Genomic DNA, 24689 nt, shown 5'->3' on the forward strand with positions numbered 1-24689 from the left:
TGTAGACATTTAAGCTGGTGTATTAGCTTAGCAAGCTACTGCAAAACCAGACAGAACAGATTACCTTACGTGCGTTAAAAACCCTTTTATAATTAGTTACAATGCAAGTTGAAGCCGCTATTGCTACCGGTACCGGACGTTTTGAGATTGATCTGATTGACGTTGGCGTACCACAGGGCGACGAGGTACTGGTCGAACTGAAAGCCGCCGGCATTTGCCACACCGACTACGACTCACTCTCGTGGGGTAAGGCCATCGTGATGGGCCATGAAGGCGCCGGTATTGTGCGTCAGGTAGGCACGTCTGTGCGTAAAGTGCAGCCGGGCGATCAGGTTATTCTGAACTGGGCTATTCCCTGCGGCCATTGCTTTCAGTGTCTGGAAGGGAACCAGCACATTTGCGAGGTCAATTCGCCGGTAACATCAGGAAATAAAGCCAGTGGCGGTCATGCTGCGCTGGAACGCACTACCTACAAAGGGCAACCCATCGAGCGGTCGTTCAGTTTGGGTACCATGTCGGGCTATACTGTCGTACGCGAAGCGGCCGTCGTGAAAACCAACGTACCTATTCCATTCACCTCGGCAGCTATTGTTGGCTGTGGCGTTATGACGGGCGTTGGGTCGGTAATGAATGCAGCCAAAGTGAAGCCGGGTCGATCTGTCGTGGTCATCGGCACAGGCGGTGTTGGACTGAACGTGATTCAGGGTGCCCGCATTTCGGGAGCCGCTATGATCATTGCTGTTGACGTAAATCCAAACCGACTCGACATGGCCATTCGATACGGGGCCACCCACACCGTACTGGCCAACCGGGCCGATACGGGACTTCTGCAGGCCGTAGCACAGGTAAAACAATTAACCGGTGGGCGTGGTGCCGATTATGCATTTGAGTGTACGGCCATTCCCGAGCTTGGGGCCGTACCGCTGGCTATGGTTCGGAACGCGGGTGTAGCCTGCCAGGTAAGCGGTATTGAACAGACAATCAGCTTTGATATGAATCTGTTCGAGTGGGACAAACTGTATATCAACCCCCTATACGGCCAATGCCGGCCAGAGATCGACTTTCCCATTCTGTTAAATTTATATCAGAAAGGCGATTTGATTCTCGACGAGTTGATTACCCGGACCTATTCGTTGCATCAACTGGGCGAGGCGTTCGATGACATGTTGAATGGCCGTAATGCCAAAGGCGTACTTGTTTTCTGATGACCGAACCATTTCGTACAATTGAGCTTTCCGACCCGGCCTACGAACGGGATGGGCTCCGACAGATTACCGTTAAAACACCGAACCTTGCCGGACGAGGCGACATTACCGTCTGGATACCAGATGCTGAACTGATCGGGCAGCAACCTCTGCCGCTCGTTATTCTGCTCCACGGCGTGTACGGTAGCCACTGGGCCTGGACGCTAAAAGCCGGAGCACACCAAACCGCTAATCGATTAATTCGTGAGGGCAACATTTGCCCGATGGTTCTGGCTATGCCATCTGATGGTCTGTGGGGCGATGGCAGTGGCTATCTACCCCACAATGATCGCTATTTCGACCGCTGGATCGTAGAAGACGTACCCAGCGCCGTAGCCGCAGCCTTACCCGCCTACGCAGTAGCTGGTTTTCCCTCAAGCTCATTCATTGCGGGGCTTTCAATGGGGGGATTTGGCGCCCTACGACTCGCGGCAACGTACCCAGATCGGTTTAAAGCCGCTCACGGTTTCTCGTCAATTACCCATACCGATCAGTTATCGCTTTTCGTGGAGGAATCTCCGGACAATTACAGACAAAACGACCCGGCCACTGAATCCGTACTGGCGATGATGGTCCGCAATAAAGCGCGCCTGCCAGCCATTCAATTCAATTGCGGCACCGACGATCTGCTGATCGAATATAATCGAAGCTTGCACCGGGAGCTGACAGAACACGGCATTGCCCACGCCTACAGCGAGCACCCGGGCGGGCATTCCTGGTCCTACTGGCAGGAACACCTCGCCGATGCGCTGCTTTTCTTTAATCAGATGATGTAATTTTTCGGCTTTTGCTCCAGGTTCCGCAACATGGTCGAAATGGTTGGCTGTTGTGGGGCCTGGAGCAAAAGCTGAAGCAACGTTATCCAAAAGATCGTGCCCGAACAGGCACGAAACCCTACACCCGTCCCGTCATCTTCGTGAGCGCCAGTAGCTGATCGCTAACCTCATCCGTCAATTGACCGGGCTGCAAACGCCATTGCCAGCTGTAGCCACCAAGGCCGGGCGTGTTCATGCGGTGTTCTTCATTCAGCGACAGGATATCCTGAACGGGTAGAATAGCCAGTCTTGCCACAGACTGCATCGCCATTCGGGTCATCAGCGCCACCACATTGTCTTCGGTAACCGTCACGCCCGTATACTCACTCAGGCGGGTATGAATTGCCTCCTCGCCCTGCCGGTACCAACCGAGTGATGTGTTGTTATCGTGTGTGCCCGTATAAACCACGTTGTTCAGCGTATGATTATGCGGGATGTGCGATGAGGTGGGCAGGTCATCGCCAAAGCCAAACTGTACAACGCGCATCCCCGGAATGGCGTAGTGACGCAGAAACGGCTGAATCTCGGCCGAACGCGCCCCCAGGTCCTCGGCGATCAACGGCAACTGTACAAACTGCCGATACATGGCATGAATGAACGCTTCTGTTGGTGCCTGTACCCACTGCCCTACTTTGGCTGTCGGCTCAGTAGCTGGAATCTCCCAGTACATATCGAACCCCAGGAAGTGATCGAGGCGTGTCAGGCTATAGAGCGACATCTGATGTCGCATGCGGTGAATCCACCAGGTAAAATCAGTTCGTTCATGTTCAGCCCAATCATAAATGGGGTTCCCCCAACGCTGTCCATCGGCCGAGAAGTAATCGGGCGGAGACCCGGCAACATACCTGGGCATCCCGCTTTCATCGAGTTTAAATAACTCCTTATTTGCCCAAACATCGGCACTATTCTGCTGAACGTAGATTGGAATATCGCCAATCAGGTGAATTTTGCGGGCATAGCAGTAGGTGATCAGGTCGTTCCACTGCTGATAGAACAGGTATTGCTGCACTTTCACCACCAGAATCTCGTGGGTCAGTCGTTCGGTTTGTCGGGCCAGTTCATCAGCCTCACGGCGAACCAGCGCATCGGGCCAGTTAGTCCAGGTCGGAATGTTCAGATCCTGCTGAAGGGCTACAAACAGCGCGTAATCATCAAGCCATTCCTCCTGCCGGTAGCAGAACGTATCGAAACCCAGTCCTTCAACGGCAAGCCCCTGGTCAATAAAGGTTTCGGCTGCCTTACGAAGCAGTGGCTGTTTCTTCGACCAGGCCGTGGCCATCGACGCTTCCGTTGCCTGCCATTCTGCGGCTAGCACGGCCACATCACTGGCAGGCAGTAATCCCTGTTCCACCAGCCGATCGAAACTAATCATGAGTGTATTACCAGCAAAAGCTGATGGGCTGCTGTAGGGCGAAAAACCCGCACCGGGGTCGAGGGGAGTAAGTGGCAGAATTTGCCAGTATGTTTGACCAGAGCGGGCCAGAAAATCAGCGAACTGATAGGCGGCTGGTCCCAGGTCGCCCACACCGTGTGCCGATGGGAGCGACGTGATATGGAGCAGTAAGCCGCTCGAACGAAGTTGCAACATAAAAGAGACGTTGAGTTAGCAAGCGATGGCAGTTGCTGTTAGGCCAGTCTGCCATCACTACGTACGTCTCTTCAACTTTACCGCTTCCGTAATGTTTTATCAGGCCTCCCCTACTGGTCCGCCAAAACCTCCACTCGGAAACCGGAAGGTATCATCAGGCTGATTGATTGAGCCAAAATTTTCTTCGTATTTGCGAATGTTCTCTTTCAGGGCCTGCAACAGCCGCTTGGCGTGTTCAGGAGTCAGTATAATGCGCGATTTTACCTTGGCTTTAGGCACGCCGGGCATCAACCGGATAAAATCCACGATGAATTCGCTGTTCGAATGGGCAATCATCGCCAGGTTAGCGTAGATTCCCTCGGCAATATCCTCACTCAGTTCGACGTCGATGGAGCCGTCGTTGTTGAAATTCTGCTGTTCCATGAGTCAAAAGTAGCCTATATGTGCGACAAAAAAATAACCCTGATACCAGAGGCATCAGGGTCTACCTTTACAAGTGGGGAAAGTTGAAGCTATTTACAAACACACGCGAAGGTGCGTTATGTAAGTCAAGCTAAACAAGCCGTTTTTAGGAGCTTGTTTACAAAAGTAAAAAATAGTTAAGAGACTGCCAAGGAATGACTCCAAGTGCCCTCAAGGCTATACGTCAAAGGCAAGTGGCCCGGAACAGCTGTTCCGGGCCACTTGACCAACTCAGTAGTATTGCTGAACCTCTCAGGCCTCAACAGGCGTAGCGGTTACGGCCGACGATGGTAAAGTAGCAGACGTGAGTTCAATTTCTTCACCCTGTTTGTTCAGGAACCTGAATTCGGTAATACCCAGCGAACTGTCTTTCACCAGATTCACCCAGGTTTTGTACGTAAAGAACCACTGACGCTGCTTCGAAATAAGGCCTTTTGTGAAATAAGCGTGCAGGAATGGGTGTAATACGATCTGGATACCGCGTTCGTTTTGCTTATTCAGAATATATTCCAGATTGCCCTCTATGACGTCGGTAATCAGTACACTCGCCTGAATGCTGCCCGTTCCGTTACAGGTTGGGCACACTTCACGCGTTACAATGTTCATTTCGGGCCGAACTCGCTGCCGAGTGATTTGCATCAACCCAAATTTGGTAAGGGGAAGAATGGTGTACTTCGAGCGCTCATTCTTCATCTCCTCACGCATGATATCGAAGATAAGCTTCTTATTATCGGCCTTCTTCATATCGATGAAGTCGATAACAATAATGCCGCCCATATCGCGCAGGCGAAGCTGGCGGGCAATTTCGCGGGCTGCCTCGCGGTTGACGCTGATAGCCGTTGCTTCCTGATCTTCTTCCGAATTCGACTTATTACCACTGTTCACGTCAATTACGTGCAGGGCTTCCGTGTGTTCGATAATCAGGTAACCGCCACCGGGTAAGCTCACCGACCGGCCAAACAACGACTTGATCTGTTTTTCAAGCCCAAGGGCCTCAAACATCTTCGTTTTGCCGGTATGCAGCTTCACGATTTTCTCTTTTTCGGGAGCAATCGTGTGAATGAAGCGGCGCGTTTCGTCGTAGCTTTCCTGGGTGTCAACCGTGATGCTATCAAACGATTCGTTGAGCATATCGCGCAGAATCGATGAGGCCCGGTTCATTTCGCTCAGCACCCGATCGCGTGGTTTGGCGTCACGCAGGGTTTGCATGGCGCGGTCCCACTTATCGATCGAATCCTGCAGGTCGCGGTCGAGTTCTTCGACTTCTTTTCCCTGAGCAACTGTTCTAACGATCACCCCAAAATTCTGTGGCTTGATCGACGACATCAGGCGAATCAGGCGGTTGCGTTCGCCACGATCCGTAATTTTCTTCGACAGATTAACCCCGTTCGAAAAGGGTACGAGCACCAGATAACGGCCCGCAATAGAAATATCACAAGAGAGGCGCGGCCCTTTGGTCGAGATGGGTTCTTTCACCACCTGTACCAAAATAGACTGCCCTTTAGTCAGCACCTTATCGATCTTTCCGATCTTATCAATATCCGGTTCCAGGTCGAAACCCGACAACCGACCAGTGGTGACACGCTTGGCAATTACATCTTTAGTTAACTTGTTTAGGGAGTTGATGTGTTGACCGAGATCCTGATAATGCAGGAATCCGTCCTTCTCGTGGCCCACGTCGACAAACGCCGCGTTGAGGCCCGATGACAACTTCTTAACAGTACCTAAATAGAGATCGCCAACCGTAAAGCTGCTTTCCGACTCATCAAGGTGGTACTCCAGCAGGCGTTTATCCTGCAGTAGAGCAATCCGATCCCCTTTTTGAGTGGAGCTGATTACAATTTCGTTGCTCACAAGCTGATGGCACGGTTAGAATGGCATATATAAAACAAAGAAGCCACGCACGCGAAAACGGCGGGGCTTCTTAAAGGAGTTGTCAGTTTTCTGTTTACTGTCTTCAGCGGTCCACCGCCGCGGTGCTTTGCCAGGTTGCGATGCGCTTCATTAGCGAAGCACCGCGGCGGCGGACCGCTGAAGACAGTAAACAGAAAACTGTAAACTATTTCTTCTTGTGCCGATTCTTTCTTAGCCGTTTTTTCCGCTTGTGGGTGGCAATCTTGTGCCGCTTCCGTTTTTTACCGCAAGGCATAATTTAAAGGTTTTGATGTGTTACACTTACTGACGACCTGCCACCCGGCAGACCCTATTATTTTGAGTTTAAAGTTCTCTACTTGCTGTTTCCAATTGGGCTCCTCACTAACGTGGTATCGATGAGCAGCGCAACAGAAGGCTGTAAGCAGAAGACAGTAAACCCTATTGCATTCGTTCTTCCAATTCCTTGATCGCCGCTAAAATCTGCGGGTCTTTTTCGTTGGCTTTCACGTCGGCCAGCACTTTCTTAGCCTCCGCTTTTTGGTTTGCTTCTACCAGGCTAACGCCCAAATAGAACTGCGCCTTTCGGTTGGCAGGGTCATTCACTAAAATTTGCCGAAACCGGTCGATGGCCTTACTGTATTGCCCCGACCGCATCGACAGCATTCCCAGATTGAACAAAGCCAGTTCATTGGTCGGGTCCTGCTGCAGCACTTCACGCAACAGCATGATACCGCTCATGGGAGTCTGGGTGTTCACATAGGTCATTGCCATGTTTGCTTTGGCAGCCAGCAGGTTCGGGTTCTGAGCCAGCGCTTTTTGGTAAAAAGCACGGGTTTGTTCGCCCAGATAGGCTGCTTTCTGCTCGGCAATGGCAAAGCCATATGCTTCAAAATACTGGTTACCAGCCCGGAGATTTGCCTCTTCTGTTGGGTCAATCTTGGCGATCTCACCAGCATAGTAAGCAGCACTGTCAAACCGGTTTACAGAACGAAAAAACGTGATCAATTGCTCGGCCACGGATTTGCGATCAGCTGACTGAGCGCTGGCAAAACGTTTCTGCAACCCTTCGGCTTTTTTTTGCTGATCGGGTGTGAGCGGTTCGTTGTGCTGAACGTCAGCCTCCGTTTTTTCTCCCGTATTGGCTGCTACGTTCAGCGAATCAGCAACAGGCGTGTTGGTAGACCGCCCACCAGGCGCGTTGCCCAATTGCTTCGACGCATTTTGAACCACCACCCTGGGCAAGCTATAAAGGCCTGCGCTGAGTACAACGGTTGATGCAATGACAAGTACGGTTGATGCTTTCATGCCCAGAGGCGGGTCGAGCCATGTTTAGAAACAGCCCTGCGGTTGGCCTGATGGCAAAGCGCAGGGCTGAATCGATGTGCCTACTCAGCCGATACTTTGGCTTTGTCGCTTGTTTTTACTTGCTCAACGAAGATTTTAGCCGGCTTGAAGCTTGGGATAAAATGTTCGTCAATTACCATGGCCGTATTCTTAGAAATGTTACGCGCCACTTTCTTCGCTCGCTTCTTATTGATGAAGCTCCCAAACCCGCGAACATAAATATTCTCACCTTCGGCCAGTGAATTCTTGATCACCGAGAAGAATGTCTCCAGGGTTGAGGTTACATCTGCTTTTTCGATTCCGGTTTTATCGGAAATCTCAGCGATTACGTCTGCTTTCGTCACGACTTTACTAAACTTTAGCGATTACTTGTATGTTGATTTTCTGGCACTGAAAAAGGAGTACAAAGGTAAGGCTTTTCGCTTGATAATGAAACCCCTTGCTTCTTTATTCCCTTTCAACGGTGAAATCTTCTTCTTTATTTTGAACTGGCAATCAGACTACAACGTGAAAACCGATAGCCCCGAGCTCATCGTTTTTGCCCCCACTCTAGAAACCTGGTATGAGCAGCATCGGCGCGATTTACCCTGGCGTAACACGACCGATCCGTACCGAATCTGGCTTTCTGAAGTGATTTTACAGCAGACCCGCGTAGCCCAGGGTCTCCCCTATTATTTACGCTTTACCGAGACGTACCCAACCTTACCCGATCTAGCCCGTGCCGACGAGCGCGAACTGCTTCGGCTATGGCAGGGGCTGGGCTATTACTCACGTGCCCGCAACCTGCACCAAACAGCCAAATTCATTGCTAATACGCTGAATGGGCACTTTCCGACTACTTATCACGATCTGCTTGACCTAAAAGGGATAGGTACGTACACAGCGGCGGCAGTAGCTTCTTTTGCGTTTGGTGAACGGGTTCCGGTTGTCGATGGCAACGTGTACCGGGTGCTGGCAAGGGTGTTCGGTATTGAGGAAGATATTACCACAAGCCAGGCAAAAAAGACGTTCGCCGCACTGGCCATCCGGCTTATGGCGCACGCGATCGATCCGGCAACCTACAACCAGTCGATTATGGAGTTTGGCGCTATCCAATGTACACCGGTTGCGCCCAACTGTCTGTTCTGTCCGTTGCAGCAACAATGCCGTGCTTACCTGACCGGGAGGCAACAACTTTTACCGGTGAAAAAGAAAAAAGCGCCTGTACGGGACCGCTACCTGACCTATTTCGTCTTCCGAAAGGGCGCTGGAGAGGCCATGCAACTAGCCCTTCGTGAGCGTACGGGGCGGGATGTATGGCAGAATCTGTATGAGTTTTACGGCACCGAAACCGATGAGCCAGCCTCCGATTGGCGGTCGGTAGACGTACCTGATGAGGTGAACGAATTGGTTATGCAGGGCGTTTTGGTTGGCCCGGCTATTGCTGAACAGCAATTATTGTCGCACCAGCGGATAAGGGCCGTTTTTTACGAAATCAGTATACCGGAAACAAGTAACGTAGTGCTACCTAAAGACTTGAACTGGTACTTTATGGATCAGGTCAGGCGGTTACCAAAGCCTGTTTTAATAGCCACATTCGTTGAAAAACAGTTTGGATAAGTCCGTAAGGTTCAGTATCTTTAATAGGTCTAACACCCCTTTTTATAACCAGTTTTAACGCATAGCATAGCATGGCAAGTTTGAACAAAGTCATTCTGATTGGTAATGTCGGCAACGACCCCGAAGTGAAATATTTCGACGGCGGCAGTGTAGTGGCCCGCGTGAGTCTGGCTACCAACGAGACCTATACCAACCGGAATAACGAGCGCGTTGAACAAACCGAGTGGTTTCGGGTCGAGTTCTGGAATGAACAAGCCAAGACAATTGAAAAGTACCTCAAAAAAGGCAATCAATTGTACGTAGAGGGTCGTCTGCGTACCGAAACATACACCGATAAAGAAGGTAAAGAGCGGTTCTCGCTGGGCGTTCGTGCCCAAACGTTCCAGTTTATCGGCAGTAACCGGCCAGAAGATGGTGGCCAGTTTGAGTCGGCCCCGCGTCAGCAGCAGCAGGCGGCACCTGCTCCGGCTCCCCGCCCACAAGCTCAGGCTCAACCTGCTCCACAGGCAGCGCCAGCTCGTCAGGCCGCGCCTAAGGCAGCCCCAGCCGCATTTGATAATAGTGGCGGCGACGACGATCTGCCTTTCTAAAAATTAGTTTTTTGTTTACTACTTTCACTCTTCTGTTACGGTGCTAATTTGCGTAGCACCGCAGAAGACTGAACGTAGTAAACTTCTTCATTATGGATCCAGGCGACCCGTCTTCCACACAGGTGCTTCCGGTTGGCAACGACTGGAGCACCTATCTTAGTTTTTACGGCCCCTACGTTGCCGTAGTATTTCTGCTGCTGTTTCTGGCCGCGCTAGCCTCTGCAGCCGAAGCCGCTTTCTTTACGCTTACTCCACAAGACCGGGCTCAATGTCGTGACAGCGACGCTCCGGCTTATCAGCGTATTGCCGCCATCTTGGAACGTCCACGACGCCTGTTGGCTTCATTGGTTATTCTGAACAACCTGCTGAATATTGCCATTGTGCTCATCGTCACCTATGTGACTTGGATCGTTACGGGCGTTTCGCATGGGTCTGGCTGGCTATTGGCTGCCATTACGCTGGTCACTACGTTGATCATTGTTGTTTTTGGCGAAATGGTGCCAAAAATATACGCAGCGCAATATGCACTGACCGTAGCGAATAGTACCCTATGGGTGGCCCGGTCGGCTATGCTCATCTTTACCCCTATCTCAAGCCTGCTGGTCTCGATGAGCAACCAGATCGACAAGCGAATCCACCGGCGGGGCTATAAGCTGTCGGCCGAAGAACTGAGCGAGGCTGTTGAACTTACAGGTACGTCGTCGAGCGACGAAGAAAAGGAACTGCTGAAGGGTATTGTCAACTTCGGCAACCTCACCGCCCGGCAGGTAATGCGGGCCCGAATGGACATAACGGCTTTTCCCGACGATTTACCTTTCCCCGCTTTACTGGAGCAACTTAACGAAGCAGGTTATTCGCGGGTGCCGATTTACAAAGAAACCATCGATCAGATTGAGGGTGTGCTGTATCTCAAAGACCTGCTTCCACACCTTGCCAATGACGATTCTTTTTCCTGGGCTTCCCTGATTCGCCCCGTTTTCTTTATTCCTGAGACAAAGAAAGTGGATGACCTCCTCCAGGATTTTCAGCGTAAGCGCGTACACATGGCCATAGTTGTAGACGAATATGGCGGAACGCGTGGCCTGGTTACGCTGGAAGATATTATTGAAGAAATCTTCGGCGATATCAATGACGAGTTCGACGAAGAAATTCCCACGGGCTACCGCCGGATAGACGAGAATACCGTCATTTTTGAAGGACGTACCCCGCTTCCCGATGTTTGTCGTGTGCTGGATGTTGATCCAACTGCTTTCGACGACGTTCGAGGCGACAGTGAATCACTAGGCGGCCTGCTGCTCGAACTATTCAGTAGGCTTCCTAAAACCGGCGATGAAATTACCTTCGACGATTTCACCTTCCACGTTCTTGCTGCCGATGATAAGCGCATCAGCGAAGTGCGTGTGACCCAGCAGGATCTGACTGAGAAATAATTGATAGTTAGCAGCGAACAGTTCCGGAAACGCTGTGGGGGAATCGCTTTTGCAGCGCAATAATACCCATTCACTGTTTCACCAACGCAATACCAATCTGGCAATTCAGGCAGCGCTTGGGCGTACAAAACTCATTGTACAACTCAATTGACGCCTGCGAATCGAAGGCGTTACGCACATTAAGTCCAAGGTCGTCCCAAATACGCGTAATTCGGTTGTCTTCAGCAGGAAGCTGTTCCAGAAGCGATACAGCCCGGTCGAGCAGGTCAGGTACGTCTTTATGCCTGGCGTAAGCAGCCAGCAACGGGGCAGCCGTATTGACTACCAACCCTTCGGCGGTAGTGCCCCCCAATGACGCTGATACCTTGCTGGCCGCTTTATCAAACCGATAGTGGGTTTGCCAGTAGGCAGATGGCATCAGTTGCAACGCATTCAGCAGGGCAGCCGCTTCATTGGTACCGATGAACATCGAAAACAAGCTACCATGCTCCTGAATAAGTCGGGCCAGTTGAGCTAAACGCATGGTTGGAAAACCGGCTGGCCTGAGCTTTCCCCACTTCCAGAGATGGGCAGACAACTGCTTATCGGCAAGACCGTATTTTGTAGCTAGAAAATGAGATTCGCGCCGGAGAACAACCGTATAGTCATCGTTATGATCGGCCTCATCTGGAATGAGACCGGCCGTACCGAGCAGCAACGCTTCGAGTTGTAGCAGACTATTCCGGTGTTTTTGTAACGTTTTTAGCGGAACCGTTCGGGCCAACTGCTCCATCAGCTGCGCATTGACTTTCGACCCCAGGTACGTGGCCATTAACCGATACGCGGTTTCTTCCCAATCCTGCCCGCTGGCTTCATAGATCGCCATAACAACGTCTGCTTTACGTTCAAGTCGCTGCATCAGAGCTGTATCGAGCATAGCAGTCTGTCTTAACGGCTTCACCATGCGGAACTGTCCAGCGCATGGGATCGCATCCGTACCTGCTGTCAATGCCTGGTACTTTGTGAGCAACGTACCTGATGTAAGCGGGGCTAATTCAAGGGTGGGCAAGTTCGTACCGTCGGGCCGAGGTACAGGCCGATCATGTTGCCAGACAATGTGCAGAATGACGTTGTCATAAGCGTGATCGCCCTGATGGCGATGGATCAGCCAATCAGACGTTTTTACGTGGGCTTCAACCGTACCAACCCATTCTACACCGGCGATACGAAGGCGGGCATTCAGGAAGTCGGGACCGGCATTATGGTTTCGAAAACCGGGGTGAAGCACTTCTACGGCTTCACCGTCTGTGGTCGTCAGCGTTCCGGTAGTTACGTACTGAAACTGCCAGATAAAGTATAAGAATTCTTCGTCAATGGTGGGAGTTACAACGGGCATAGATCAACGTAAGCTGGCAGCAAGTAGTCAATTACCAGAAAGAACGTTGAGGAAATACTGGGTGATTGGTTGAGTAGTTGATCGGGGAATTGCTTTGATAGGAGCAAATTGCCTGCAAGAGCAGAGCAATCAACCAATTTCCCGATCAACTAATTAACTAAGCAGGTTTCCAGCGCTTCAATGACAGATCGTGGGCCGTATCGTAATAGGAACGGAGGTTTGTCCAGTCGAATACGTCGGAGATACTTTCAACACGGTTCCGTTGCTGAATCCGGTCGCGCATGCTCATACGCACGAATCGGAAAAGGATATCGGCCAATTGGTCGGCGGCTTCGTTGAAGTTCTGGGTACGTCGGTTCACCACGTAAATGCCCCGATTCTCGTAGTCGCGCATGATCTGCATGATAAAATCACCAAAGCCAGACTGATCGCTCGTCACAGTGGGAATACCCCGTACTACGCATTCAAGCGGCGTGTAGCCCCAGGGCTCATAATAGCTCGGAAATACGCCCAGATGACAACCCCGTACGAACTGGCTGTAATCCAGGCCGAATAATGGGTTGGTCGACGCAATGAAGTCGGGATGATACACGATTTTGACGCGGTCATACTCGTTATTGACGAGGTTGGCCTGACGGATAAAGCGCGTCATATCGTCTTCCTGGAGCAGATCGTGGGTAACAAAGCGCGGTAACTGTTTTGTCTTCCAGCTTTGAATTGTCCGCCGAAGCCGAAGCCGCCAATATTCGTCGACAAATGTGTTCAAATCAGGCAGATTAGTGCTTTTGCCGGAGGCAGAGGCCAGGAACAACCGTTCGCCCACCTGCTTTTCAATCGCCTGGCTCGTCTCGCGTATTTCGTCAAGCAACGCCCGCGTATGCAGCACTTCCGGATTGATGGAACGATACGGCTGCTTGGTCACCATGAACATCACCACGGTCGTATCCATGTTGGCTTCACGCATGCGCCAGTTCAGTCGGGCAAGGGCTTCCAGCGTCAGATCATAGCCTTTGTTGGTAAATTCGAACCGGCCCGAGGTGAAGAAGTATAAAGTTTTGTCGAGATCGAACGAATAGTTCTGAAAGAAGTGACCCATCACAAATTCGTGAATGCGCTCTTTGAACTTCACGTGCAGGTTCTGGAATTCATGAGCCGCCGCAAAGCGTGTCACGTTGAGGCCGTTGGGCAATACCAGATCAGGATTTCGGCCCAGGAACACTTCGCATTCCCGCGCGGTAACATCGCTGACGGTGGTGAACACATGGCTTTGCAACGCGGCCAGTCGTTCAACGGTAGCCTGTGCTTCAATACCGTAGTGCCGGGCTTCTTTCTTCCAGTCGAAGGTGCTGAGGCGGGCGTAGAACCCTTCTTCATTCTGAGCCAGATACCGCCCCAACATGGTAGCGTGGGTGGTAAAGGTGGTAGCTACCCGTACATTCTCACGGCGAAGGTCGGGCAAGCCGGAGGCAGCCATCCATTCATGAAAATGCGCGGCTAAGTCGATCCGGCGAGCGTGGTCATCGGCCAGGAGCTTGATGAATACCCGCACCATTTCGCCAAAGGCCAGCGTCTGATCGACCAGTTCTTCAACGCCTAAGGTTGGCAACTGATAGCGTTCCCAAAGCCCGCCTTTCAGCGCGTCGAGGTTGCCCATCAGGCTTTGAAAGTTGAACAGCACTACGCGCGGCCGACCAGTTACCAGCCAATAGCCGTATTCAACGTCGTAGCCCATCTGACGCATTTTCCGGACTGTCTGCCCAATTTCGGTTTCATCGGGTTCAGTAATCGGTTCATATTCAGCAGCAGCTTTCTGCGCGAAGTAGGGTCCAAGTAAGACGTAGTTGTCGTCCCACTTTTCGACCATCGCAGGTACCTTCGACCGGATGACGGTGTAGATACCGCCGACCTGATTACAGACTTCCCAGGCGATTTCAAGCAGTAGCTTGCGTTTTGTCGTTGAGCCTAATCGTTCCACGGCGGGTAAGGATTGTGTGGTTTTGTCAGAAATTAAAAACACCGCTAAGTAAGCGGTTTACGGGTATGAAAATCGGTCTCACTATAAGATTTACTGTAAACTGGCTAACTTACCCCCGTTGGCTGACGTATTTATCGACAGGTAACGCATTCTGTTAGACCGCTTAGGTCGATTATAGCATGACAAAACATATTTTATTAATGGATGGCCCCGACGGGCCGGGCCTTATTTACCACGTCACGAGCGTATTGTTTCGTCATGGGCTCAATATTATTCGAAATGATGAATACGTAAGCCCCGACGGACGTTTTTTTATGCGTACCGAATTCGAAGCGGGTAATACGGTAGACACGCCTGACGGGCAGCTAGTTCTGGATGAACTTAGGCACATAGTACCACCTGATGTTACACTTCGGCTTAGTCCTAAAGCCAAAAAAAACATTGTGGTGTTCGTAACAAAAGAACACCATTGTTTGGGCGAATTACTGATCCGGTACGGGTTCGATGAGTTAGACGCCAACATCCTGGCCGTTGTCAGCAACTACACGACCCTGCAACCGCTGGTCAGTAAGTTTGGGATTCCCTTCCACTACATTGCACACGAGAATAAAACGCGCGAGGAGCATGAAGATGCCATTCTTCGCACCCTAAGCATTTACCAGCCCGACTACCTGGTGCTGGCCAAATACATGCGCGTGCTAACACCCGGGTTTGTGAGCCACTACAATAACCGGATCGTCAATATTCACCATTCCTTTCTGCCTGCCTTTGTAGGCGCCAGTCCGTACCGGCAGGCGTATGAGCGGGGAGTCAAGATCATTGGCGCCACGGCCCACTTCGTGAATAATGACCTCGACGAAGGGCCAATCATTGCCCAGAACGTACAGGAAGTAGATCACCGCCACACGGCCTCAGACATGAGCACGATGGGCCGCGATGTTGAGAAGATCGTCTTATCGCAGGCGCTCAAGCTCGTCTTCAACGACCGGGTTTTCATTCATCAAAACCGGACAATCATTCTATAAAAGTTCTCAGTCTTCCGTCCTCTGTTGCGCTGCTTGGGTACGTTATCGTCGCATAGCAGCGCAACAGAGGACGGAAGACTGAAGACAGAGGACTGAAATTTATGGCGCAACATAACGATACCGGTAAACAGGGCGAGGCGGCGGCTATGCAGTATTTACAGGAGAAGGGTTACCAGATTCTGGAAACAAACTACCGGTATCAGCATGCGGAGATTGACCTGGTTGTGCAGAAAGACAAGATGCTCGTCTTTGTAGAAGTAAAAACCCGCTCTAATCTAAGCTTCGGTGAGCCGGAGACTTTTGTCACGTTTACGAAAGCTAACCTGGTGATGCGCGCCGCCGATCATTACATCTACGCCCGCGACTGGCATCACGATATTCGCTTCGATATAGTGGCCGTAAGCATCACGCCCCGTGGCGAAGTCAAGATCAAGCACATTGAGGATGCGTTCTGCTGAAATTGGCTATACACAGAGAACCGGAGGGTTAGCAGAGAACACAGAGAGATTAATAAAGAAGTCATTTAGACTTTCTAAATAGTAAAATTTTGTCATCCCGACAATGGAGAGATGACAAAACGCACTGCCTGAATGACTTCTCTGTGTTTAATCCCCCTTTTACACGCCTCTCAAATACGCCACCAGCCCTTCCAGCGCTCTGGCCCGGTGACTGATTTTGTTTTTCTCGGATAAGGGCAATTCACCAAACGTCTGTGTGTAGCCATCTGGCATAAACAGCGGGTCGTAGCCGAAGCCGCCTTCACCGCGTGGAGCAGTCAGGATGGTACCAGCCACGATGCCCTCGAACTGCTGCTCCACTACCTCGCCCGAATCGGTGCGGTACACCAGCGTGAATACCGACCGAAATTGTGCACGGCGGTTGGGCTCTCCATCCAGGTTTTTCAGTAGCAGCGCCTTGTTACGCTCATTATCGCGGGGTTCGCCGGCATAATAGGCCGAATCGACGCCGGGTTCACCATTGAGGGCATCTACTTCAAGGCCCGTGTCATCGGCAAAACAGGCAACATCGAAATGATCGAATACGTACCTGGCCTTCTGATGCGAGTTGCCGGGAATAGTCCCCGTCGTTTCGGGGAGTTCATCGGCGCAGCCAATTTCACGCAGCGTACGTAGTGGAAAGGCATTGCCCAGCGCAGCGGCGACTTCCTCGAGTTTATGGGCGTTGTTGGTGGCGAAGCAGAGTTCCATAAGCAAAAAAAGCCGTCAGGTACGTACCTGACGGCTTCACAAAAATAAGGTAAGCGGGTCAATTCACCCGAAGTACGTCCATTTCAAAAACCAGCGGCTTATACGGTGTGATCTTTGTTCCTGAACCGGTTGATCCGTATGCCTGCCAGGAAGGAATAATGAGGAAGAACCGTTCGCCACGCCGTACCTTTTGCAGGGCGAGTGTCCAGCCGGAAATAACGGAGGTTTGTCCAACCGTTACGTCGTAACCCACCGTTGCACTCGATGGCGTAGTAGCAATGGTAGCTGCTGTAGGTACGTTTGTATCGAACACGGTTCCGTCTAGTAGTTTGCCCGTATACTGAATGGACGCGGTTTCTCCTACTTTGATCAATGCTGAATCAGGATTGGCCCTGATCTTGACAATTCGGATACCCCCTCCCAATGTGTCGCTAACGGTTAGTTTGTTTGCGTTGATGTAATCGACAATCTGCTCTTCTTCCGTTCTGATCGACAAAACCCGAAGATCATACCGGATAGGTGAATATTGGGGCAACACCAACGTACCTTGCCGACCCGCATCCAGCGAAGAAGGCACAATCATGGTGATTTTTTCACCTTCGTTGGCTACCGTCAGGCCCAGGAATATGCCGTTTGTGATCGTATTGTACAGGTACGAACCATACAGCAACGTACCTGTCCGGATAGGGTTAGTGCCATACGTATACGTTGCCGGATGAATGCCATCCGTACTGTCCAGGATGGTGCCATCCAATCGGCTCGATACTACATAGAAACGAATCTCATCACCAACCTGAGCCGACTGGCTGGATGGTGAAGTTGTTGTTTTTACGTAGTACGCACCTGTAGTTCCTAACTGAATAGCCTGTAGGTTCTTGGCAGAGATATACTGCTGAATTTCAGCTTCGTTTTCACGTTGCTTACGGTCAGAAAGTGTCTCGCCGGTTTCCTGGCACCCTGTTAGCCATATGCCGCTAACAAGAAAAGTGGCCAGCAGAAAATATCGTTGAAGTACGTTACGCATAATACGTTACCCGTCGGTTGTAATGCTTTAACTATCTAGGAAGCTATTTGATGTGACCCCGTAGATGCCCAAAGGGTTCAAAGAGCCTCTTAGTACAACGACAGGCGGGTGACAAATCTGCCACCCGCCTGTCGTTAATTTTTCTTAACGTCCACCAGCCTGCGGCTGTCCTTGCTGCTGCCCCGGCATCTGCGGCATTTGCTGCGGCTGCCCCTTGCTCACGTCAACCAGTTCGATATCGAAGATCAGTGGTGAGTTGGCCGGAATAGTTGGCGGAGCCCCCTGCTGACCGTAGGCCATACCTGATGGAATAAACAGCGTACCTTTTGTGCCTTTGGCAAACTGCATGATTCCTTCTTCCCAACCTGGAATGATCATGCCAACACCTACCTGGAACTGAACCGGCTTGCCGCCGCTTTGCTGGTTAGTCAGTGAGCTGTCGAACACTTTACCGTTCAGCAACTTACCCGTGTACTGCACCTGTACGTTATCACCCTTGTTTGGTTTTACACCAGTACCCGGCTGATTGATGATATAGTATACTCCGTTGGCGGTTTTCTGTGCTTTGCCAGCCAGACCGTTCTTGGCCAGATAGTCGGTCAGGATCTTATCGTCGATCGATTTCTGTTTGTCGCGGCTTTCAGTCTGCGCTTTCTGGAATTCCTGCTCGTTCTGTACGTTCAACAGTTTCACGTTGAAAACAATATCAGACCCCTTGGTAATGCCCGGAGGAAATGGCTGACCCGCCCGCGTGAACAACGAATCGGCTTTTACGTAAAACGTAGCGCTATCGCCTTTACCCAGCATGGCCAGACCTTCTTCAAAAGAACCTTTAAAGGGTGGTACCTGCAACATCAGCTGAAGGGGCGTGCCTTCTTTATGCGTATCCCGGATCACGGAGTCCTTGGCATTTTTCAGGGCCAGGTGCAACGTCAGGATATCGCCGATCTTTGATTTACGAGCTCCTTCGTTCTGCTCGTGCATCTGGTATTTCAGACCAGTCTCGGTAGTCTGCACACGGTCTTTGCCGCAGGCCATCATCACGGCTGCCAACAAGGTTGCTTTGGTAAGCGTCTTAATCTGCATGTTGAATGTATTCGGTTGAATGTTTTTGTTAGGCCCTCTGTAGGAATCAGACAGCTATGAGTTGTTCTTGGTAATCGGGTAAAACAGCCAGCAGTTTTTGCTCTGTTTCGGCCAGCGACAGTTTCATACGCCCACCAGCTGCGTTTTTATGACCGCCGCCATTGAAATGCGTACTCACCAGATCGCGCACCGAAAAATTGCCAACCGACCGGAATGATAACCGGATCTCGTCGACCCGATCGATCAGGATAGCTGCTGCCGTAACTCCCTCAACCGAGAGCGCATAATTGACTAATCCCTCGGTATCGCCCGTTTTGGAACGATACCGACGAAGTTCGTCGGCAGTCAGCGTAATGTATGCGAAGTTATATTCGGGCAGTACCCGCAGTTTTTCATTCAGAACGTACCCAAGCAGCCGAAGCTTATCGATCGAAACCCCGTCGAAAATACGCCGGTGGATGCTGCTGACGTCGATATCCCGTTCCAGCAGTTGTGCGGCAATCCGGTGAACGTCGGGTGTGGTGCTTGGGTGCCGAAACGAACCTGTATCGGTCATCAGACCCGCATACAGACAGGCCGCCACATCAGCGTTGATCAGATCACCCTCACCCAGTTGATCGATGAGCTTGAAAATTAACTGGGTAGTCGAGGCCGCCGTTGGGTCCCAGTAAGCCAGATCGGCAAACAGTTCGGGTTCCAGATGATGATCGATCAGTACCTTACGGGCCGTGGCCATACGAACCATCGGTCCGAGATCTTTGATGCGATCGAGGCCTGAAAAATCGAGACAGAAGATTGTATCTGCATCGGCTATCAACCCTTCTACAAGCGTACGGTTTTTGCCATCATAAGCTATTACCGTATCGTTGCCCGGCATCCAGGCGAGGTTATGCGGATAATCAGTGGGTGTAACCACCGTAACCGCATGCCCTTTCTGCCGTAAATAGCCTGCCAGCCCCAGCGACGACCCCATAGCATCGGCGTCCGGGTTTTGATGGGTGGTAATTAAAATACGATGGGGATGCCGTAGCAAATCGCCAATGGCCTCAATATCATGCATATTGTCTAACGGAGCAACGCGCCGTTAACTGAAAAAACAGAGCAACCCCCTGTTGACGGATCAAAAAACGAATGGCGAAATTACGAATAAATCGCTAAACATGCCGGGGGCGAACAAAAGAGGCGAACAAACATGTTTACCGTTTGTTGTTTACTGTCTTCTGTTGCGCTACTACGTAACGATAACGTACCTAAGCGAAACAACAGAAGACAGTAAACAGAAGACTTCTTAACTGATTTGTCATGAAAGGCTTTAATTTCTCTGAATTTGTGCCACCTGAGCAGAATGGGGGTAGTAAATTCGACCAGTTGCTCAACATTTTTCAGCAACTGCTGCTCATCACCTCGGGTGATGTAGAGCAGGCTATGGCCTGGATGAACCAGCTTGATCGACAGTATAGCCTCACTGACGACAAGTACGGAATGGGTAATTTCTTCGACGAATTAAAAGAAAAGGGATATCTGACGGAAGAAAATCAGGAAGGAAAGATTTCGATTACACCCAAAACCGAGCAAACCATCCGGCGGTCGGCCCTCGACGAGATCTTCGGCAAACTGAAACGGTCAAAGTCGGGTGGCAACCATAAAACGCCGTTCACTGGCTCGGGCGACGAACTGAGCAGCGACCTACGTACCTACCAGTTTGGCGATACGCTGGAGCAGATTTCGATGACCGAGTCGATCAAGAATGCGCAGATCAACAGTGGCGTCGATGATTTTAAGCTGATGGAGCGCGATCTGGAAGTAACCGAGAAGGAACAGAAAACGCAGACCAGCACGGTACTGATGATCGACATCAGCCACTCGATGATTCTGTATGGCGAAGACCGGATTACCCCCGCCAAAAAAGTGGCACTGGCGCTGGTGGAGCTGATCAAGCAGAAGTATCCCAAAGACACGCTTGATATTGTCGTGTTCGGTAACGACGCCTGGCAGATTCAGGCTAAAGACCTACCGTATCTGGAAGTGGGGCCGTACCACACCAACACGGTTGCTGGTCTGGAACTGGCCATGGACTTGCTCCGCCGCCGAAAGAACAAGAACAAGCAGATTTTTATGATCACCGATGGGAAACCAACTTGCCTGAAAGAAGGAATCCGGTATTATAAAAATTCGTTTGGCCTTGATCGTAAAGTGGTTAGCAAGACCCTGACCCTGGCCGCTCAATGCCGCCGCCTCGACATTCCGGTGACAACCTTCATGATCGCCACCGACACGTACCTGAAGCAGTTTGTGCAGGAATTTACGAAAGTGAACAACGGGCGGGCCTATTACAGTGGCCTGCAAGGCCTCGGCAACATGATGTTCGAAGATTTCCAGCGGAACCGGAGGAAGAATATTAAGTAAGTTAAGAGTGTAGAGTTAAGAATTAAGCGTTGCGCTGCCAGAACACAAAACTTGCTCTGGCAGCGCAACGCTTAATTCTTAACTCTACACTCTTAACTTACTTAAGCCATTGATACATCACATAGGTATCTACCAGGCCGAGCGTCTGATGTTGATATGCCTTCGGAACAGTGCCGATGATCGTGAATCCGCAGCGTTCCCACAGTTTCACGGCTACTGTATTGGTCGACACCACGGCGTTGAACTGCATGGCTTTGAAACCCAGACGGCGGGCTTCATCGAGTGACGAAAGGCACATCGCCCTGGCAATGCCTCGGCCACGATGCGCCGGATGAACCATATAACCCGCGTTGGCAACGTGTGCACCAAGCCCTGGCTGATTGGCACACACAAAGAACGTACCGACAACCTGCTCGGCTGATTCAGCCACGTAGGTAAACTTACCGGTCATAAACCAGGTGGTAAGCAGTTCCTCCCGCGATGACTCGGGTGCATACATGTACGTATCACCCGATTTAATGACGGGTTCAATAATGGCCCAGATCGCGTCGTGGTCGTTAAGGGTAGCAGGTCGAATCGTGATCATTCTGTTTTGCCGCAACAGCCTCCAGCTTCGGTTGTCCTTATTACTTTATCAGTCCCCGACAAATCTTGCTGGCCAGCGCAGGGCCTTCGTAGATGAAACCGGTATACACCTGAACAAGGCTGGCTCCGGCATCAAGTTTTTCCCGGGCGTCGGCGGCGGTTTGTATCCCTCCCACCCCAATGATCGGGAATGCCCCGCTCGATTTCGTGTGCAGATAGCGGATCACTTCCGTCGAACGTACCTGAACGGGTTTTCCACTGACACCACCCGCGCCCATTGCCTCGACGGCAGCCGCTGGCGTAGTCAGGCCTTCTCGGCTGATGGTGGTGTTGGTCGCAATAACGCCAGCTATTCCGGTTTCCCGTACAATCTCGATGATATCGTCGAGCTGACTGTTGGTTAGGTCGGGAGCAATTTTCAAGAGAATAGGTTTCGGCTTATTTTTCAGCATATTTTCACCCTGTAACCGGCCCAGAATGGCCGTTAGCGGGCCTTTTTCCTGCAAATCGCGTAAACCCGGCGTGTTGGGCGACGATACGTTGACGACGAAATAATCGACGTCGTTGAACAGATCGCGGAAGCACAGCAGGTAATCATCGAGAGCCGATTCGTTGGCCGTCACTTTATTCTTACCGATGTTACCACCAATCAGCACACGCGACGTACCCGAGGCAGCCCGGTAATGCTCCAGACGCCCCGCCGCTGGCCCCGACCCTTTGTTGTTGAAACCCATCCGGTTGATCAGCCCATTATCTGCCTTAAGCCGGAACAGGCGCGGTTTATCATTGCCGGGCTGTGGTTTTGGCGTAACCGTACCAATCTCGATGAAGCCAAAGCCGAGGCTGCTCAGTTCGGCAATCCACTCGCCATTTTTATCGAATCCTGCCGCCAGCCCTACCGGGTTAGGGAAATGCAGGCCAAACACGGTACGTTCGAGGCTTGGGTGTTTATAGGTGTAGAGCCGTCGCAGCAGACCAGACATACCGGGAATCCGGTGGGCAACCTGCAACACCGACATGGCAAAGTAATGGACAGACTCGGCGTTGAAGCGAAAGAGGATGGGTAGCAGAATACGCTTGTACATAGGCGCAAAGGTACACGTTTAGCGCATGTACGACATCGTTCACCGTCGACAGTCGATTTGCAATTGCGGGGCGGTGTGCCGTATTTTGTGCATCATAAATCCGGATACTAATGACGTTCCCCGACGAACTACAATACACCCCTGATCACGAGTGGATTCGCCTCGAAAGCGACGGCACAGCCATTATCGGCATTACTGATTTTGCCCAGCACGAACTCGGCGACATCGTATATGTAGACATCAACACGCTTGGCCAAACACTGGCTAAAGGTGAGATCTTCGGCTCGGTTGAAGCCGTTAAGACCGTATCGGACCTGTTCCTTCCCGTTGCCGGTGAGGTGTTGGAAATGAACGATGAAGCCGAAAAAAGCCCGGAACTCGTCAACACGGATCCCTATGGCCGTGGCTGGATCGTTCGCATCAAACTGACAGAAGGCACTGACACAGACGACCTGCTATCTGCCAGCGCTTACCAGGAATTGATTGGACAATAAACCTGTCTACAGTTTTCTGTTTACAGTCTTTTGTTGTTCCGCCGTTTACGATTTGAGAATTAGCGGAATAACAAAAGACCGTAAAACAGAAAACTGTAAACTCCTTTCGGCTCCGTCTATGGAGCCTTTTTTATGCCTATGCATCTCCTGATCCGTTCGGCCCGCGTGGTCGATACAACCTCTGCCCATCATGATCAGGTCGTTGATCTGCTGATCGAAAACGGGCTTATCCGCCAGATAGGGACTAATCTCGACGCACCAGCCGGAGCCCAACAGATCATCGACGTACCCAACTTACACGTGTCGGCAGGCTGGGTCGACGGTCGGGCATCGGCGAATGACCCCGGCCACGAACACCGCGAAACGCTTACTGACCTGGCAAGAGCCGCAGCAGCGGGTGGCTTTACCGACGTAGCACTTTTGCCAAACACCAGCCCGGTTGTTGATGCGAAAGACACGCTTGGGTACGTTCGCCGGATGGCCGAAGGCCAACCAACCCGCCTGCACCCGATGGCAGCCATTACGAAAGGAGCCAAAGGCGATGATTTCACGGATATGATCGATCTGCACCGGGCGGGTGCGGTGGCCTTCACCGACGGCGATCATCCATTACAGAACCCGGATCTGCTGCTCAAAACGCTTCAGTACCTGCGGCCTATGAACGGCCTGCTCGTCAACCGCGCTGAAGATCAGTTACTGACCCAGTTCGGGCAAATGCATGAGGGAATTCAAAGTACAATGCTGGGCTTGAAAGGCATGCCCACGATGGCCGAAGTCATGATGATCGAACGTGATCTCCGCCTGCTTGCCTATGTACTTGAACAGGATGAGGCCACTGCCAGCAACGTACCTGTTACCCCAGTACTACACTTTTCGTGCGTTTCGGCTACCGAATCAGTTGAGTTGATCCGGAAAGCGAAAGCACGGGGGCTGCCCGTGAGCTGCGATGTTGCCGCCCACCAATTGGTTTTTACCGATATCGCCCTGGCCGGATTCGACACGTACCTGAAAGTAAACCCGCCCTTCCGCTCACAGGCCGACCAGGACGCGCTCTGGGCTGGCCTGGCCGATGGCACCATCGACATGATCGTATCAGACCATCACCCGCACGACGAAGAAAGCAAGAACGTTGAGTTCGACGTAGCGGAATTTGGCATCAGCACCATAGAAACCGTTCTGGCATCCATTCTGACGCACAGTGACCGACTCCCACTCGCAACCCTGGTCGACCGGCTCACGACAGGACCACGCCGGGTATTACGCTTGCCTACCGTAACCATCGCCGAAGAACAACCCGCCATACTGACGCTGTTTGACCCAACCGCGCAGTGGACATACAACCGTTCGGTATCACCCGCCAAAAATTCGCCCTTTCTGGGCAAAACACTGACCGGAAACGTGCTGGGAACTGTTCTGTTAACTAGAGCGTCGCTCTCGCTACCTTCGTAAAAAAAACGGAGCTCCACCCTTTGTTGACCT

Annotated in this window: 23 protein-coding genes; 10 read left to right on the top strand and 13 right to left on the bottom strand. The window is 51.5% G+C overall.

The window, feature by feature from the left end; genetic code table 11:
* Window positions 1-101: 101 nt before the first annotated feature.
* Window positions 102-1205 carry an alcohol dehydrogenase catalytic domain-containing protein gene (locus J2I46_RS23805; RefSeq protein ID WP_207331577.1) on the top strand — a complete coding sequence of 368 codons (1104 nt, stop codon included), beginning with the start codon at window positions 102-104 and terminating at the stop codon, window positions 1203-1205.
* Complete coding sequence (locus J2I46_RS23810; protein WP_207331578.1) at window positions 1205-2020, top strand: alpha/beta hydrolase; 816 nt, start codon at window positions 1205-1207, stop codon at window positions 2018-2020. Before J2I46_RS23805 ends, J2I46_RS23810 begins: the two co-directional genes overlap by 1 nt.
* Window positions 2021-2138: 118 nt before the next feature.
* Here J2I46_RS23810 and malQ read toward each other — a convergent pair whose 3' ends face one another.
* From malQ to J2I46_RS23835, 5 genes are all read right to left on the bottom strand, one after another.
* Window positions 2139-3647, bottom strand: coding sequence for a 4-alpha-glucanotransferase (malQ, locus tag J2I46_RS23815; protein ID WP_207331579.1), 1509 nt, complete (start codon window positions 3645-3647; stop codon window positions 2139-2141).
* Between the two features lie 99 nt (window positions 3648-3746).
* Entirely contained in the window at window positions 3747-4070 is a 324-nt protein-coding gene (locus J2I46_RS23820) for a DUF3467 domain-containing protein (RefSeq protein WP_207331580.1), read from the bottom strand.
* A gap of 291 nt (window positions 4071-4361) precedes the next feature.
* Window positions 4362-5963: an Rne/Rng family ribonuclease gene (locus J2I46_RS23825; RefSeq protein ID WP_207331581.1), complete on the bottom strand. Its 1602-nt coding sequence runs from the start codon at window positions 5961-5963 to the stop codon at window positions 4362-4364.
* 459 nt (window positions 5964-6422) lie between these two features.
* Entirely contained in the window at window positions 6423-7289 is an 867-nt protein-coding gene (locus tag J2I46_RS23830; RefSeq protein ID WP_207331582.1) for a tetratricopeptide repeat protein, read from the bottom strand.
* Between the two features lie 80 nt (window positions 7290-7369).
* Complete coding sequence (locus J2I46_RS23835) at window positions 7370-7672, bottom strand: HU family DNA-binding protein (protein ID WP_207331583.1); 303 nt, start codon at window positions 7670-7672, stop codon at window positions 7370-7372.
* 85 nt (window positions 7673-7757) lie between these two features.
* Here J2I46_RS23835 and mutY point away from each other — a divergent pair, with 85 nt between their 5' ends.
* From mutY to gldE, 3 genes are all read left to right on the top strand, one after another.
* On the top strand, window positions 7758-8927 hold the full coding sequence (gene mutY, locus J2I46_RS23840) for an A/G-specific adenine glycosylase (protein ID WP_207331584.1): 1170 nt from the start codon (window positions 7758-7760) through the stop codon (window positions 8925-8927).
* Window positions 8928-8998: 71 nt separating this feature from the next.
* Window positions 8999-9517: a single-stranded DNA-binding protein gene (locus J2I46_RS23845; protein ID WP_207331585.1), complete on the top strand. Its 519-nt coding sequence runs from the start codon at window positions 8999-9001 to the stop codon at window positions 9515-9517.
* 92 nt (window positions 9518-9609) lie between these two features.
* On the top strand, window positions 9610-10947 hold the full coding sequence (gldE, locus tag J2I46_RS23850) for a gliding motility-associated protein GldE (RefSeq protein WP_207331586.1): 1338 nt from the start codon (window positions 9610-9612) through the stop codon (window positions 10945-10947).
* A gap of 70 nt (window positions 10948-11017) precedes the next feature.
* Here the strand turns inward: gldE and J2I46_RS23855 are convergent, their stop codons facing one another.
* Both J2I46_RS23855 and J2I46_RS23860 read right to left on the bottom strand, forming a co-directional pair.
* The gene (locus tag J2I46_RS23855; protein WP_229379917.1) at window positions 11018-12322 is read right to left on the bottom strand and encodes a DUF2851 family protein; all 1305 of its coding nucleotides are present in this window, start codon (window positions 12320-12322) and stop codon (window positions 11018-11020) included.
* Between the two features lie 157 nt (window positions 12323-12479).
* The gene (locus J2I46_RS23860; protein WP_207331587.1) at window positions 12480-14297 is read right to left on the bottom strand and encodes a glycosyltransferase; all 1818 of its coding nucleotides are present in this window, start codon (window positions 14295-14297) and stop codon (window positions 12480-12482) included.
* Window positions 14298-14476: 179 nt separating this feature from the next.
* Between J2I46_RS23860 and purU the strand changes: the two genes are divergently transcribed.
* Window positions 14477-15322, top strand: coding sequence for a formyltetrahydrofolate deformylase (gene purU / locus J2I46_RS23865; RefSeq protein ID WP_207331588.1), 846 nt, complete (start codon window positions 14477-14479; stop codon window positions 15320-15322).
* Window positions 15323-15423: 101 nt separating this feature from the next.
* Window positions 15424-15780 (top strand): YraN family protein, encoded by a 357-nt coding sequence (locus tag J2I46_RS23870; protein WP_207331589.1) that lies wholly within the window; start codon window positions 15424-15426, stop codon window positions 15778-15780.
* Window positions 15781-15939: 159 nt separating this feature from the next.
* Here the strand turns inward: J2I46_RS23870 and rdgB are convergent, their stop codons facing one another.
* From rdgB to J2I46_RS23890, 4 genes are all read right to left on the bottom strand, one after another.
* Window positions 15940-16530, bottom strand: coding sequence for an RdgB/HAM1 family non-canonical purine NTP pyrophosphatase (gene rdgB, locus J2I46_RS23875; RefSeq protein ID WP_207331590.1), 591 nt, complete (start codon window positions 16528-16530; stop codon window positions 15940-15942).
* A 58-nt stretch (window positions 16531-16588) separates the two neighbouring features.
* On the bottom strand, window positions 16589-17554 hold the full coding sequence (locus tag J2I46_RS23880; protein ID WP_207331591.1) for an FKBP-type peptidyl-prolyl cis-trans isomerase: 966 nt from the start codon (window positions 17552-17554) through the stop codon (window positions 16589-16591).
* Between the two features lie 144 nt (window positions 17555-17698).
* On the bottom strand, window positions 17699-18640 hold the full coding sequence (locus J2I46_RS23885; protein ID WP_207331592.1) for an FKBP-type peptidyl-prolyl cis-trans isomerase: 942 nt from the start codon (window positions 18638-18640) through the stop codon (window positions 17699-17701).
* A gap of 46 nt (window positions 18641-18686) precedes the next feature.
* A complete protein-coding gene (locus J2I46_RS23890; RefSeq protein ID WP_207331593.1) occupies window positions 18687-19700 on the bottom strand; it encodes a DHH family phosphoesterase in 1014 nt (337 codons plus the stop codon).
* 242 nt (window positions 19701-19942) lie between these two features.
* Here J2I46_RS23890 and J2I46_RS23895 point away from each other — a divergent pair, with 242 nt between their 5' ends.
* Window positions 19943-21046: a vWA domain-containing protein gene (locus J2I46_RS23895; protein WP_207331594.1), complete on the top strand. Its 1104-nt coding sequence runs from the start codon at window positions 19943-19945 to the stop codon at window positions 21044-21046.
* Window positions 21047-21143: 97 nt separating this feature from the next.
* Here the strand turns inward: J2I46_RS23895 and J2I46_RS23900 are convergent, their stop codons facing one another.
* Both J2I46_RS23900 and J2I46_RS23905 read right to left on the bottom strand, forming a co-directional pair.
* Entirely contained in the window at window positions 21144-21632 is a 489-nt protein-coding gene (locus tag J2I46_RS23900; RefSeq protein WP_207331595.1) for a GNAT family N-acetyltransferase, read from the bottom strand.
* A 40-nt stretch (window positions 21633-21672) separates the two neighbouring features.
* Complete coding sequence (locus J2I46_RS23905) at window positions 21673-22716, bottom strand: quinone-dependent dihydroorotate dehydrogenase (protein ID WP_207331596.1); 1044 nt, start codon at window positions 22714-22716, stop codon at window positions 21673-21675.
* Window positions 22717-22826: 110 nt separating this feature from the next.
* Here J2I46_RS23905 and gcvH point away from each other — a divergent pair, with 110 nt between their 5' ends.
* A complete protein-coding gene (gene gcvH / locus J2I46_RS23910) occupies window positions 22827-23210 on the top strand; it encodes a glycine cleavage system protein GcvH (protein WP_207331597.1) in 384 nt (127 codons plus the stop codon).
* Window positions 23211-23348: 138 nt separating this feature from the next.
* Window positions 23349-24659: a dihydroorotase gene (locus J2I46_RS23915; RefSeq protein WP_207331729.1), complete on the top strand. Its 1311-nt coding sequence runs from the start codon at window positions 23349-23351 to the stop codon at window positions 24657-24659.
* The last annotated feature ends 30 nt before the right edge of the window (window positions 24660-24689 follow it).

Source organism: Fibrella forsythiae (assembly GCF_017353175.1).
Taxonomy (GTDB): Bacteria; Bacteroidota; Bacteroidia; order Cytophagales; family Spirosomataceae; genus Fibrella; species Fibrella forsythiae.